Below are 12364 nucleotides of genomic sequence, written 5' to 3' on the forward strand. Positions count from 1 at the left end.
ACGATGTTATTTGGTTTCTAAACAAGGGACACAAACCAATTCAGAGTCCACTTTAGTCAATTTATTCATAAATACGCGTTCACCACAACGGGAACATAGCGCCGTTTCAAAACATCCTTTTTGTTTATCGAACGTATAGTCTTGTACTTGTCCGATTTCCAAAAATGCCTCCTCTGAGATCGATAATATTTTATTCACCAATGGTTCTGTAATTTCTGGGGAAATATCTTGTGGTGGAACGCCTTGTTTACGAAGTGCAACAAATGGTGAATTGAGCATATTGCCGAAAAAATCATCTGTTAATCGAACTCTGACCGATTTATTGTTTTTGACATCAATTAAGGTAAAGGCCATTTTATTGTAATAGCGTTTTTCGATATTTGACTTGCCGTAGGTACAACCTGTTGCAGACATCACTCCATCAAGAAAACAACCAGCCGCATGTCCTTTCCCGGTTTCAGAAATGACGTAAAGCTCTTTATCTTGAGAGCGTTCCACACCCAGTTGTTTCATTGCTGCTTCTGCGGCCCGAAATCCTAATGGCATAGCAGGACATTTATGGCCGTGGAAGGCCATTGCCATTTCAAATTGTGTTTGATTCATATAGGTATCCTCTCATCTTAATCGCAATTCATCACCGATGATGTTCGCTCATTTAAGAAGACGCAATTTCCTGCAAATGGATGCAGGAAATCTAATGGATAATATGCTGTAACAGAATATTGATGGGATCAATCCATTGTGAAACGGAGATGAGATTTCATTTTTGGGTGACTTTGAAATCAACCTTTTTCTTTGAAATCAATTCATTGCATGTATTGCAGAAAAAATCGACAGAGCAACATTTAAACTTTTGCAACTCTGAATGGCAGGTAGGGCAAAATCCTACAATGTTGAATTCTTTTTTGCAGTGGATGCACGCTGTCGGGCTGTAACGTGGATCTAATCCGTCTTGCTGACAGGATGGGCATTTTATTAAGTAGGTCATCACGTCCCCCTTGCCATAACAATATGGCTGTACAATCCCCTTGTGTTCTTATTTTAAGTTTAGTTTTTCGACCCCACCTGATCCGTTTTTTTCAGTAAATATCTTTCTCATTTTTGATGAATTATCTGCATCTTTTTCTGATGTGCGGCGTCTTCCTGTATAAATATATGAGAAAAGGTTGTCCTCGTGAACGGATCTAAATCATTACGCCAAGTTGTCAATCAACAGCCAGTCATGTTTCTGGTGTGTGCTGCCGCTTTTTGGTTTTTCCTCTATCAAACCCTGATCCCACTTTCAGAAACATTAGTGAACCAGTTACCTATCGAAAGGGATTCTCACTTAGGTAGTGCTTTACAGTTCTTTTTCTATGACACGCCCAAGGTGCTGTTACTTTTAACTGGCATTGTTTTTGTGATGGGGATGGTGAACTCATACTTTACGCCAGAACGCACCAGAGCATTATTGGCGAAAAGCGGACAAGGTACGGCCAATGTGATGGCGGCAAGCCTTGGTATTGTTACTCCATTTTGTTCTTGTTCGGCGGTGCCGTTATTTATCGGATTTGTTCAGGCAGGCGTACCTTTAGGTGTCACTTTTTCATTTCTGATTTCAGCCCCCATGGTAAATGAAGTGGCATTGACCCTGCTGTTTGGGTTGTTCGGTTGGAAAACTGCATTGCTTTATCTGGGACTGGGGCTTTCGATAGCAATTGTTTCGGGCTGGATCATTGGGCGATTGCACATGGAACGATATTTGGAAGATTGGGTTCGGGATATACCTCATATCACGGCAACGGCCAGTAATGACGGCTTATCCCTATCTGAACGTATTTCCGGTGGTTTTCAGGCAGTCAAAGAAATCGTCGGACGAGTCTGGCCCTATATTTTAGCGGGTATTGCGATTGGTGCCGGAATTCATGGCTATGTGCCGGAAGATTTTATGGCGTCGTTTATGGGGAAAGAAGTGTGGTGGTCTGTACCACTCGCCGTTGTCATTGGCGTACCAATGTATACCAATGCTGCTGGAATTATCCCGATTGTACAAGCATTGCTGGCGAAAGGAGCTGCACTGGGAACCGTTCTGGCTTTTATGATGAGCGTGATTGCACTGTCATTTCCTGAAATGGTGATTCTGCGCAAGGTATTAAAAATACGCTTGATTATGACATTCGTTGGTGTTGTTGCCTTTGGAATTGTGCTGGTTGGCTACGTTTTTAATCTGCTTCTCTGAACTATATTTATCTAAAAAGGAGTCCTTATGAAAAACATTAAAGTGCTTGGCCCTGGTTGTGCTAATTGCAAAACCACAGCCAGATTGATCGATGAAGTTGCCAAAGAATTTGGGGCCGAAGTTGATCTGGAAAAAGTTGAAGACATTAAAGCGATCATTAGCTTCGGCGTGTTATCAACGCCTGGCGTTGTTGTTGATGGTCAACTTGTTCATTCTGGCGGTATTCCGTCAAAAGATAAAATTAAACAATGGTTCTTACAATCATAGGGAAATCACTACATGGATGATGCAAAAGAAGTCTGCCCAACAACAACACAAAAATTGTTACAGGAGGGGGCGATATTAGTGGATGTAAGAGAAAGAGATGAAATAGAGGCACTGTCATTTGACGTTCCGTCACTGATTGTCATGCCAATGAGTGAATTGGAGGCTAGATATAGTGAGCTTCCCCAAGATGTGCCACTGATCTTCGCTTGCAGAAAGGGTGTGCGAAGTTTGAAAGCGACATACTTTTTAATGTTCCACGGCTATACAAATGTGACGAACATGAAATTTGGCATTGAACGCTGGGTTGCACGCGGATTTCCAATTAAAGGTGATCCATCTGCTGTTGAAGCGAGGATCGAAGACAGTTGTTGTGGCTAGCAATGATACAGCCACCAGGAGATCAATATGAAAATATTACCTATCATCTGGCAACGCCTCGTAACGGAGGATGGTAAAACCTGTGATCGCTGTGGAAATACCTATCTGGAAATGCTAAGAGCTATCGAGCTGTTACGGGAAGAGCTGATCCCGTTAGGTATAGAGCCTGTTTTACGAACGAAAACCATTTCCGAGCAGGAGTTCAAAGCTCAACCACTGGAATCAAATAAGATCTTGGTTGGGAATAAACCATTAGAAGAATGGCTTGATGCGCAAACAGGCGCTAGTCCTTGTTGCGATGCTTGTGGCGATGAAGATTGCCGAACGTTAGCTCTTGGTTCTGATGTTTTTGAGGCAATACCTGCGAATTTAATCGTTGAAGCAGGCGTAAAAGCTGCACAAGCACTTCTATAAGTTACTGGTTCTCAAAAATGGGGGAAACCCCATTTTCAGCTCCCAGCAATAATCCTTCGAGTTTAAAGCAGTGCTAGATCATGCAATTGGACACATACCAACTAATTTTACCTTTTCGAGGGGATGGGCAAATTTAGCCGACAAGGAATGCTATGGTAAATATAACCTTCCCCTTACACTCATGAAGCTTATGGAAGAATTATTCACTTGTCCGATATGTAAACTCTCATTTGGCCATAAAGCTAGGTTGAGAAAGCATATAAAAAAGCATACGAAATCCCTTGAAAAGAATCTCGCTAAGGCCAACTCAACCAAAAAGGCTGAGCATGAAAAGATGCTTATTCAGGAGAGGATTGCAAGGACAGGTAGCGCTTTTAAAAATGAATCGGAGAGAAATAAGTACTTTGAAAGAAGGCGTGCTGAAAACCCCATATTTGATATCGATACGCCGATCAGAAAGGCCTCGTTTATAGTGAATGCCGGTGCCTTTGGTTTGGGTAAATCCAGAAAAAACTAGCCGTTTTTTTGGCAAAAGCAGATCTAATGTCCCCGTGGTGAGTATATAAAAAATTACGGGGAGCTGAGCGACCTTCGTCTAGGGAAGGTGCGAACAAGTTCCTGATATGAGATCATCATATTCATCCGGAGCGCATCCCAGAGGGACATCATGAGCCATCAACTCACCTTCGCCGATAGTGAATTCAGCACTAAGCGCCGTCAGACCCGAAAAGAGATTTTCCTCTCCCGCATGGAGCAGATTCTGCCATGGCAGAATATGACCGCTGTCATCGAGCCGTTTTATCCCAAGGCGGGCAATGGCCGACGGCCCTATCCGCTGGAGACCATGCTGCGTATTCACTGCATGCAGCATTGGTACAACCTGAGCGACGGTGCCATGGAAGATGCCCTGTACGAAATCGCCTCCATGCGCCTGTTTGCCCGATTATCCCTGGATAGCGCCCTGCCGGATCGCACCACCATCATGAATTTCCGCCACCTGCTCGAGCAGCATCAACTGGCCCGTCAATTGTTCAAGACCATCAATCGCTGGCTGGCCGAAGCAGGCGTCATGATGACCCAAGGCACTTTGGTGGATGCCACCATCATTGAGGCACCCAGCTCTACCAAGAACAATGAGCAGCAACGCGATCCGGAGATGCATCAGACCAAGAAAGGCAATCAGTGGCACTTTGGCATGAAGGCCCACATTGGTGTCGATGCCAAGAGTGGCCTGACCCACAGCCTGGTCACCACCGCGGCCAACGAGCATGACCTCAATCAGCTGGGTAATCTGCTTCATGGAGAGGAGCAATTTGTCTCAGCCGATGCCGGCTACCAAGGAGCGCCACAGCGCGAGGAGCTGGCCGAGGTGGATGTGGACTGGCTGATCGCCGAGCGTCCCGGCAGGGTAAAAACCTTGAAACAGCATCCACGCAAGAACAAAACGGCCATCAACATCGAATACATGAAAGCCAGCATCCGGGCGAAGGTGGAGCACCCATTTCGCATCATCAAGCGACAGTTCGGCTTCGTGAAAGCCAGATACAAGGGGTTGCTGAAAAACGATAACCAACTGGCGATGTTATTCACGCTGGCCAACCTGTTTCGGGCGGACCAAATGATACGTCAGTGGGAGAGATCTCACTAAAAACTGGGGATAACGCCTTAAATGGTGGAAAAAATAGCCTAAATAGGCTGATTCGATGTGTTTGCGGGAAAAAAATCGGCCCAGATCCGCGAAATTTTAATCAGCGAGTCAGCTTGGGAAGAAATGACCTGCTTATTCGCACCTTCCCTAAGGTACCAGCACTGGCTCAATGGCTACATACGGCACCTGGTTTACGATTACGATATAAAAGCTCAAGGATGATGAATTCTTTTCTTTATGATTTCGACGTTATTTGTCTCCTGCAACACCACGGGGTTGCTATAACCAGCGACGAACCCGTTGGGTATAGCGTTCCCATTCCAACCCGAAACGTTTTCGAAGCTGTACCTCTTCAACATGGATATGTAATCTGGCTACTACAAACATAAACAACGGTACAGCAAGTATCCCCACCAGGCTGCCAAAGCAGAGAGCAACGGATAACTGGAGCCCGCTCATTCCAAGGTAAATAGGGTTTCGACTCCATGCGTAACAACCGACAGTTACCAGCTTGGTGGTTCTATCCGGATGAAGCGGATTAAGCGTCGTGCCGTTCGTGCTCATCTGCCAAGCGGTGTGCAGTATCATGGTAATACAAATACCGGTCAGCAACACGCTTAGCACTATATTCACGATGTCGAAGGTAAAACGCGGGATTGCAGTCAACACATCAGTGACGAAAAACAGCAATAAGATGAGTGGGGGCGGAAACCATACTCTCAATCGAGTCACGAAGTTACGCATTACACAGACCTATCTCTGAACTAAGCAGCCTGATGGCTGCAAAATGAAAATCCAGTCCTTGCCATTCCTATAGTGACCATGAATCTGACATTATATGCCTGATCTGAAAAGTTATTTTTTTCATAACTGTCCTTATAACGGTGCGGGGTCAGTCCACACCTCTGTTCAGGTGAACAAATTCAGCAGACCACTTCACTGTTAAACCTGTGGCGATTCAGGGTGCCATGTGTATGGCACCTCATCTCTTATTTACTTATTGACTCCGTTACCGCCTGCCAGGTTATAAAGCCACCACTCAGATTATATGTCCTGAAGCCGTGGGCCTGAAGAATACGGTATGCCACATGCCCGCGCAGGCCACTCTGGCACCCTATAAAAATCTCTTTATCTTTAGGCACTTTTTCAAGATTCTCCCGCAGGGAATCCAGTGGAATGGATAGCGCGTCAGGATATTCGCCAAATTGTTTCAGTTCGGCAGGAGAGCGAATATCAAGTAAACAATAACTGCCCGGTTCCCGTTGTAACACATCGCTGACATGACATATGGCCGTATCTCCTTTCATTACATTTGTCGCCACCATACCAGCCTGGTTAACGACGTCCCTTGCACTGTTAAAAGGTGGAGCATAAGTCAGCTCAAGATGTTCGAGATCGTTGACGGTAAGCCCCGCGCGCTGTGCGACAGACAGGACATCGATGCGTTTATCAACCCCTTTTTTCCCTGATGCCTGAGCCCCGAGAATTTTACCGGTATCGGGGCTGAACAGCAGTTTCAGACTGATCATCGTTGCCCCCGGGTAGTAACCGGCATGATCAGCGGCATGGACGTAAACCTTCTCGTATCGGGTGCCATGAACTTTCAGCTGCTTTTCATTCGCACCGACGCTGCCAATACTCAGCGAAAATACCTTACAAATGGATGTCCCCTGACTGCCATGGTAAAGGCTGTGACGATCTAGCATGTTATCAGCAGCAATGCGTCCCTGGCGGTTGGCGGGCCCTGCCAGAGGAAAATTAGCGGGTTCCTGAAAGACAAAGTCTGGGGTTTCAACGGCATCCCCCACGGCGTAGATGTCAGGGATACTGGTCTGCATACAGGCATTGACGCTTATGCCTCCCCGTTTACCCACTGCGAGCCCGGCTCCTGTGGCAAGGCTGTTCTCAGGTTTTACCCCGATGGCGAGAATAACCATGTCGGTCTGCAGAAACCCACCCTCAGACAGTGCAACGCGGAATCCCGTCTCTGTCCGCAGTACCTCGGTGAGCGCCGTTCTGAGACGCAGATCCACGCCATGACTCCGGATTTCCTGATGCAGGGCAGATGCCATTTCAGGATCAACCGGAGCCATAACCTGTTCCCCCATCTCCAGCAGGGTCACACTGATCCCCCGTTCGCTCAGAGCCTCCATCACTTCAAGTCCGATAAATCCCCCCCCGACAAGCGTGGTGTGAGCTACGTGATGTTGCTCAATCCACCCCAGGATAGCATCCATGTCAGTAAGATTTCGCAGCGTAAAGACACCCTCTTCCTGTAGCCCGGGCAAAGGAGGGACAACCGGAGCGGCGCCGGTACTGAGGAGCAGACGATCCCATTCTTCGCTATAGACCTCCCCTGAGGTCAGATTTTTAACCGTCACCGTTTTATTAACCGGATCCACTGACGTCACTTCATGACAGATACGGACGTCTATGTTAAAGCGGGATTTAAAATCCTCCGGGGTTTTCAGAATCAGTGACTGCCTTAAAGGAATTTTTCCGCCTATATGATAAGGTAATCCACAGTTGGCGAAAGAGACATCGCTTCCCCGTTCAAACACAACAATACTGACATCCTCTGATAACCGACGAGCTCTGGCTGCAGCGGATGCCCCGCCGGCAACACCACCAACAATCACTATTTTCATTACATCCTCTCTGTTCACCCGGGGCAAAAATGCCTGCCAGATATAATCGTTTCCCCGGGCCGGCAGGACGCTGCAGACCTGACGAACACGATGGCAAAATTACGATACCGTCAGTATACTAAATTATATTATATAAAAACACATAGTATGAGAAATCAGCAATGCTCATGAATGAAGACACAAAACGTCAGACAGATATGAAGAATGCGGCCCTGAGGGCAGCAGATGTCTTACGGGGACTGGCCAACAGCGACCGGTTGCTGTTGATGTGTCAGTTAAGCCTGGGGGAAGCGAATGTGGCCGGGCTGGAAGCGGCGGTCGGTATCACTCAGCCGACCCTGTCCCAGCAGCTGGGTGTAATGCGCCGCCTGAAGCTGGTCGAGACCCGACGGGCAGGTAAAATGGTATATTACCGTATTGAGGATAACCGTATCATGACGTTGTTAAATACCTTATATGATCTCTACTGCCCGCAGGCAGGCACCGGTAAAGGAAGCCATAACAACGAATAATATGATCCTGCTTTCCCCGTAAACCGTTTTATCCGTGCATCATTAACCCTGTTCAGGCTGTGAAATGCCAGACCGGAACCTGCGAGACCTTAACGGGAAAACAACAGTGGTCCGGATATACCAGCCGATGATGCCCGTCACGGACTGTATTTCTCGTTCACGCATTCACTGATTAACCCACTGATTCAATGGTGTTTAATACTGTGACGGTCAGAAAAAACAGCCACAGGAACACGGATGATTCTGCACTGTCAGTAATAGCCTGTGGCTGACAAACCGTTTTTTCTGCTGCCACGTGGTGACATTATTCAAGCAGGCTACGCAACATCCAGGCAGTTTTCTCATGTAACTGGATACGTTGTGTAAGCAGATCTGCTGTGGCTTCATCATTCGCATTATTAACGAGCGGGAACAGGGAGCGTGCAGTTTTAACCACGGTCTCCTGGCCCTGGACAAGATTTTCAATCATGTTTTTTGCTGCCGGAATATCCTTATCTTCATTAACCGCTGTTAAACGTGAAAATTCATGATATGTGCCGGGCGCGAAGCATCCGAGCGAGCGTATACGTTCAGCGATATCATCAACGGCAGTGGCCAGCTCATTGTATTGATTTTCAAACATTAAATGTAAGCTGTTAAACATGGGGCCAGTTACATTCCAGTGATAGTAATGTGTTTTTATATACAGGGTATAGGTGTCAGCAAGAAGCCGGGACAGGCCGTCTGCAATCTCCACCCGGGATGATTCAGCAATACCAATATCAATGATTTGTTTACTCATAACTACCTCTTACACGGTTTCAGTGGAATATACGATATGCGATTATTCTTTCCGGTCTGAGCAAAACACGCCTCAAATTTTTATAATAACCAGGTACACCTGTCGTCTGTCACACTAGCGATGCGCCAGAGCAATATCCTGCGACGGAACAATGAATTTCGCCGTGGCACGTGCCACTGTCTGCTGTCCTTTTGTCAGCCATGCTTCAAGCAGGTAAATCCCCCTGCGTTGCCCAAGCAGTCTGGCACATACCATCAGTTTGTCTCCGGTACAAACGGGTGAAATGAATCTTACCGTCAGTTCAGCCGTCAGGGCTTGCACACCCTGCATGAACAAACAATGAGTCATTGCTGCATCCAGCAGGGTACTCGTCATTCCGCCATGTAAAAGACCCGTATACCCCTGATGCCTGTGATTGGCCGTGTAGTCCGCACATACAGAGCCATCCGGGTGCTCTGAAAACATTAAGTTCACCGTATCAGGGTTGTTGTCGCGGGAACTACAGACCATACAACAGGTATGGGCCTTTCTGGCATCAAGATAACAATTCATCTGTTTCTGCTCAGCGTCCGGTTGTACTGACGGGAGGCATCCGGAATTCAGTCAGCTGAGGGGCTCCCCCGGCATCATTACTGCCTCCTCCACACATTCCGGCTCCTGGTTTATACACAATACGGGTCTGATAAAAATCACCGCCCGTGATGAAATAAACTCATGAATGGCAACAGCGCCCGTTTCCGTGATGATGCTGACGCCCACCCTGGCACGCATTTTCTGCTGTGTTCCCGTCAGAGTGACAGCATTTTTTCCCTTTCGCCTCATGATGAAAGGACTGGCGTCCCTGCTCCGGCTTATTCAGTTCAGTCAGAACACGGGTATCCGGATCACACAGTTCAGTGAACAAACGACGACCACAGTCAGTCTGGTACACCGCGATCTGATGCCCCAGTAATTTACCCAGCATCCGTTCCCCGATGTTACGGACCACAACGCGGCTGACTTGCTGTTGAACCAGCAGGTCAACCAGCTTCCGTTTACCTGAACAATCTGCGCCCAGCGCGGGATTTTCTGTCCGGCTGAGCTCCACACCGCGCTCATCCACCAGGACAAGGTGACTCGCTTTGGTAAAATGATTTGCTACCCGGTCGTCATTCACTGGAATGGCTGTGATCATCTTGTGTAACTCCTTCCCTTTCAGAGTGCATTATTAAGGCCTTGCCCTGAGTGAGACAGTCCACAACCTTAAAACGGGCTGCTTTCAGGACATTGGCCAGTGTCTGCCTTGAAACCCCCATTGCAACAGCCGCTTCCTGCTGTTGCATGCCCAGTAAATCGACCAGCCGTAACGCTTCAAACTCATCTTCTTTTAAATGAACATGTTCAAGCTGGCTCATCGGTCGCGCATTGGGCTTAAAACAGGTATCCGCAGGGCGGCCACAGATGTTACGGGGAATTCTGGGTCTTGGCATGAAGGCTCCTTATTGGCATATGCTATATATACACTCATAAACTGGCATATGCAATATACTCTGCTCACCGGTGGAGAATTTTTTGCTTTACCCTGGAGTCTGTAAGTGGGCAGCAGGTCATGAGAGATGAAGAGAAAGAAAACAGATACTGTATGAGACTCAATTTAAAGTGCTGCCATAAGGGGGTCGTCTCAGAAAACGGAAAATAAAGCACGCTAAGCCGGTGGCAGCGGTCGCAATGGCCTGAACTTCCCCGCACCGACCTTGGCACTGCTGCGCCATAGGTAATCGCCGGTCAGGTTGATATGCTCCCACCCCAGCGGGGACAGATATTGCAGCAACGTGTCGTCCAGCGCCTCGCCCTTATTCAGCCCCGCATGGACGCGGCGGCGCAGCTCCACGCTTTGCAGCCAATCCAGAATGAACAGCGTGCGCTCGATGCGCCCATACATCCGCACCTTGTCGTTGATCGCCTTGCCGGAAGCCTGGAACTGCTGTTGATGCTTGTTCTTGGCCGCATTGAACAGCTTGCCGATGATACGGTCGTGAAGGTCGATGATTTCATCAGTGACGGTGGCCATGCCCTCGATGGCCAGTGCTACCAAGGTGGCGTAACGCCGCTGCGACTCGAACTTGGCCAGGTCGGCGGGCGTCATCTGGCCGCCTTCGCGGGCGATCTTGAGCAAGCGGTTTTGGTGTACCTGCCGTTCGATGCCAGCAGGTAGGTCAAGCGCCTGCCAGGCTTTGAGGCGTTCGATGTGTTCAAGCATGTGGCGCGAGTTTGGCTTGGCGGGCGATTGGCGCAGCCACGCTAGCCACGTCATTTTGCTACCATCCTTGCGCTTGAGCAGTTCGTCCAGGCACTGGCGATGGACAGGTATCAAGGAATCGGCCAATGCCGCATGGATGCTTCGGTTGGCACGGGTAATGGCCTCGGCGCTTGCGCGCTCGATGGCATTCATGGCGGGTAGGATGATGCTCTGCCGCCGCAGGTTTTCAATAAGGGTGCTGGCCAGCACAATGCCTTTGTCTGTTTGCAAGGCCATTTCGGTCAATGTATGCACGGCTTGCCGGTAATGACTCATGGTGAAGGGCTTGAATCCAAACACCGTTTGCAGCTCGACCAAGTGCTCCCGCCGTGTCTGCTCGTGCTGGCCGTAATGGTTCCAGCTTCCCACCGGCACCTTGAGTTGTGCGGCCACCATGCGCAGCAGGGGCAGAAATGGAGGATCATCGACGCCCAAGAAGATGCCAGGGAATCGCAAGTAGCAAAGCTGCACGGCGAAGCCCAATCGATTCGCGGCGCCGCGACGCTGACGGATCACCGACAGGTCGGTTTCGTTGAACGTGTAGTGCCGTATCAGTTCGTCTTTGGCATCTGGCAGTGTCAGCAGACTTTCGCGCTAGGTGGCGGACAGGATTGAGCGGCGTGGCATGGTCAGTCTTCCCGCAGGTACTGGTACAAGGTTTCGCGGCTGATGCCGAAGTCACGGGCCACCAAGGTTTTCTGCTCGCCTGCCGCAACTCGCCGTTTCAACTCGGCAATTTGTTCGCTGTTCAGCGATTTCTTTCGTCCCCGGTAGGCCCCGCGCTGCTTAGCCAGCACGATTCCCTCGCGCTGACGTTCGCGGATCAGAGCGCGCTCGAACTCAGCAAAGGCTCCCATGACCGACAGCATCAGATTGGCCATCGGTGAGTCCTCGCCGGTGAACGTTAGCCCTTCTTTGACGAACTCCATGCGCACGCCCCGTTGTGTCAGCCCTTGGACGATGCGGCGCAGGTCATCAAGGTTGCGTGCCAACCTGTCCATGCTATGCACCACCACGGTGTCGCCCTCGCGGACGAAGGCCAGCAGCCTTTCAAGTTCGGGACGTTGTGTGTCCTTGCCTGAAGCCTTATCGGTGAATACCTTGCCGACTTCTATTTGTTCCAGTTGTCGATCAGGATTCTGGTCGAAGCTGCTGACGCGAACGTAGCCGATACGTTGACCTTGCAAGATGCCTCCAAAGGTAAAAATGTCAGGATGAAA

17 protein-coding genes and 1 pseudogene are annotated in these 12364 nt (G+C 48.9%); 7 read left to right on the forward strand and 11 right to left on the reverse strand.

Annotated elements, in window-relative coordinates:
* Positions 1-6 precede the first annotated feature (6 nt).
* A complete protein-coding gene (locus F384_RS27350; protein WP_046499295.1) occupies positions 7-603 on the reverse strand; it encodes an FmdE family protein in 597 nt (198 codons plus the stop codon).
* Positions 604-760: 157 nt separating this feature from the next.
* Positions 761-988: a zinc ribbon domain-containing protein gene (locus F384_RS29705; protein WP_080950117.1), complete on the reverse strand. Its 228-nt coding sequence runs from the start codon at positions 986-988 to the stop codon at positions 761-763.
* 234 nt (positions 989-1222) lie between these two features.
* Here F384_RS29705 and F384_RS27355 point away from each other — a divergent pair, with 234 nt between their 5' ends.
* From F384_RS27355 to F384_RS27380, 6 genes are all read left to right on the forward strand, one after another.
* Positions 1223-2218: a permease gene (locus F384_RS27355; RefSeq protein WP_046499575.1), complete on the forward strand. Its 996-nt coding sequence runs from the start codon at positions 1223-1225 to the stop codon at positions 2216-2218.
* 27 nt (positions 2219-2245) lie between these two features.
* The gene (locus F384_RS27360) at positions 2246-2485 is read left to right on the forward strand and encodes a thioredoxin family protein (RefSeq protein WP_046499300.1); all 240 of its coding nucleotides are present in this window, start codon (positions 2246-2248) and stop codon (positions 2483-2485) included.
* Between the two features lie 12 nt (positions 2486-2497).
* A complete protein-coding gene (locus tag F384_RS27365; RefSeq protein ID WP_046499302.1) occupies positions 2498-2863 on the forward strand; it encodes a rhodanese-like domain-containing protein in 366 nt (121 codons plus the stop codon).
* A 27-nt stretch (positions 2864-2890) separates the two neighbouring features.
* The gene (locus tag F384_RS27370) at positions 2891-3277 is read left to right on the forward strand and encodes a DUF2703 domain-containing protein (protein WP_046499305.1); all 387 of its coding nucleotides are present in this window, start codon (positions 2891-2893) and stop codon (positions 3275-3277) included.
* Between the two features lie 190 nt (positions 3278-3467).
* Complete coding sequence (locus F384_RS27375) at positions 3468-3794, forward strand: C2H2-type zinc finger protein (protein WP_004201125.1); 327 nt, start codon at positions 3468-3470, stop codon at positions 3792-3794.
* Between the two features lie 150 nt (positions 3795-3944).
* On the forward strand, positions 3945-4925 hold the full coding sequence (locus tag F384_RS27380) for an IS5-like element ISKpn26 family transposase (RefSeq protein WP_046499309.1): 981 nt from the start codon (positions 3945-3947) through the stop codon (positions 4923-4925).
* Between the two features lie 279 nt (positions 4926-5204).
* Here F384_RS27380 and F384_RS27385 read toward each other — a convergent pair whose 3' ends face one another.
* Together F384_RS27385 and F384_RS27390 are read right to left on the reverse strand one after the other, a co-directional pair.
* Positions 5205-5669, reverse strand: coding sequence for a methyltransferase family protein (locus F384_RS27385; RefSeq protein WP_046499312.1), 465 nt, complete (start codon positions 5667-5669; stop codon positions 5205-5207).
* Between the two features lie 245 nt (positions 5670-5914).
* The gene (locus F384_RS27390) at positions 5915-7573 is read right to left on the reverse strand and encodes an FAD-dependent oxidoreductase (RefSeq protein ID WP_046499323.1); all 1659 of its coding nucleotides are present in this window, start codon (positions 7571-7573) and stop codon (positions 5915-5917) included.
* A gap of 161 nt (positions 7574-7734) precedes the next feature.
* Here F384_RS27390 and F384_RS27395 point away from each other — a divergent pair, with 161 nt between their 5' ends.
* Positions 7735-8085: an ArsR/SmtB family transcription factor gene (locus F384_RS27395; RefSeq protein ID WP_000928911.1), complete on the forward strand. Its 351-nt coding sequence runs from the start codon at positions 7735-7737 to the stop codon at positions 8083-8085.
* A 304-nt stretch (positions 8086-8389) separates the two neighbouring features.
* On the opposite strand, the gene F384_RS27400 is transcribed toward F384_RS27395, so the two are convergent.
* The 7 genes and pseudogenes from F384_RS27400 to F384_RS27425 form a co-directional block, all read right to left on the reverse strand.
* Positions 8390-8866, reverse strand: a complete 477-nt coding sequence (locus tag F384_RS27400) for a Dps family protein (RefSeq protein WP_000043177.1) — start codon at positions 8864-8866, stop codon at positions 8390-8392.
* A gap of 114 nt (positions 8867-8980) precedes the next feature.
* Positions 8981-9418, reverse strand: a complete 438-nt coding sequence (locus tag F384_RS27405) for a PaaI family thioesterase (RefSeq protein WP_016241611.1) — start codon at positions 9416-9418, stop codon at positions 8981-8983.
* A gap of 160 nt (positions 9419-9578) precedes the next feature.
* Complete coding sequence (locus F384_RS27410; RefSeq protein ID WP_000626969.1) at positions 9579-10040, reverse strand: NifB/NifX family molybdenum-iron cluster-binding protein; 462 nt, start codon at positions 10038-10040, stop codon at positions 9579-9581.
* Positions 10015-10335, reverse strand: coding sequence for a DUF134 domain-containing protein (locus tag F384_RS27415; RefSeq protein ID WP_001137910.1), 321 nt, complete (start codon positions 10333-10335; stop codon positions 10015-10017). The genes F384_RS27410 and F384_RS27415 overlap by 26 nt, the downstream gene beginning before the upstream one ends.
* A 215-nt stretch (positions 10336-10550) precedes the next feature.
* Complete coding sequence (locus F384_RS30665; RefSeq protein ID WP_176392666.1) at positions 10551-10787, reverse strand: Tn3 family transposase; 237 nt, start codon at positions 10785-10787, stop codon at positions 10551-10553.
* Positions 10761-11729: pseudogene (locus F384_RS27420) on the reverse strand (DUF4158 domain-containing protein); the annotation flags it as partial. The gene F384_RS30665 and the pseudogene F384_RS27420, both read right to left, overlap by 27 nt.
* A 44-nt stretch (positions 11730-11773) precedes the next feature.
* The gene (locus F384_RS27425; RefSeq protein WP_016236504.1) at positions 11774-12331 is read right to left on the reverse strand and encodes a recombinase family protein; all 558 of its coding nucleotides are present in this window, start codon (positions 12329-12331) and stop codon (positions 11774-11776) included.
* Positions 12332-12364: the final 33 nt, after the last annotated feature.

This window comes from Citrobacter amalonaticus Y19 (genome assembly GCF_000981805.1).
In the GTDB taxonomy this organism is placed as follows: domain Bacteria; phylum Pseudomonadota; class Gammaproteobacteria; order Enterobacterales; family Enterobacteriaceae; genus Citrobacter_A; species Citrobacter_A amalonaticus_C.

Coding starts and splice junctions, on each gene's coding strand:
- F384_RS29705 (WP_080950117.1), bottom strand. CDS start 988: ATGACCTACTTAATAAAATGCCCATCCTGTCAGCAAGACGGATTAGAT.
- F384_RS27370 (WP_046499305.1), top strand. CDS start 2,891: ATGAAAATATTACCTATCATCTGGCAACGCCTCGTAACGGAGGATGGT.
- F384_RS27405 (WP_016241611.1), bottom strand. CDS start 9,418: ATGAATTGTTATCTTGATGCCAGAAAGGCCCATACCTGTTGTATGGTC.
- F384_RS27415 (WP_001137910.1), bottom strand. CDS start 10,335: ATGCCAAGACCCAGAATTCCCCGTAACATCTGTGGCCGCCCTGCGGAT.
- F384_RS27400 (WP_000043177.1), bottom strand. CDS start 8,866: ATGAGTAAACAAATCATTGATATTGGTATTGCTGAATCATCCCGGGTG.
- F384_RS27410 (WP_000626969.1), bottom strand. CDS start 10,040: ATGATCACAGCCATTCCAGTGAATGACGACCGGGTAGCAAATCATTTT.
- F384_RS27365 (WP_046499302.1), top strand. CDS start 2,498: ATGGATGATGCAAAAGAAGTCTGCCCAACAACAACACAAAAATTGTTA.
- F384_RS27390 (WP_046499323.1), bottom strand. CDS start 7,573: ATGAAAATAGTGATTGTTGGTGGTGTTGCCGGCGGGGCATCCGCTGCA.
- F384_RS27395 (WP_000928911.1), top strand. CDS start 7,735: ATGCTCATGAATGAAGACACAAAACGTCAGACAGATATGAAGAATGCG.
- F384_RS27350 (WP_046499295.1), bottom strand. CDS start 603: ATGAATCAAACACAATTTGAAATGGCAATGGCCTTCCACGGCCATAAA.
- F384_RS27375 (WP_004201125.1), top strand. CDS start 3,468: ATGGAAGAATTATTCACTTGTCCGATATGTAAACTCTCATTTGGCCAT.
- F384_RS27380 (WP_046499309.1), top strand. CDS start 3,945: ATGAGCCATCAACTCACCTTCGCCGATAGTGAATTCAGCACTAAGCGC.
- F384_RS27360 (WP_046499300.1), top strand. CDS start 2,246: ATGAAAAACATTAAAGTGCTTGGCCCTGGTTGTGCTAATTGCAAAACC.
- F384_RS30665 (WP_176392666.1), bottom strand. CDS start 10,787: ATGTATGGGCGCATCGAGCGCACGCTGTTCATTCTGGATTGGCTGCAA.
- F384_RS27385 (WP_046499312.1), bottom strand. CDS start 5,669: ATGCGTAACTTCGTGACTCGATTGAGAGTATGGTTTCCGCCCCCACTC.
- F384_RS27355 (WP_046499575.1), top strand. CDS start 1,223: ATGTTTCTGGTGTGTGCTGCCGCTTTTTGGTTTTTCCTCTATCAAACC.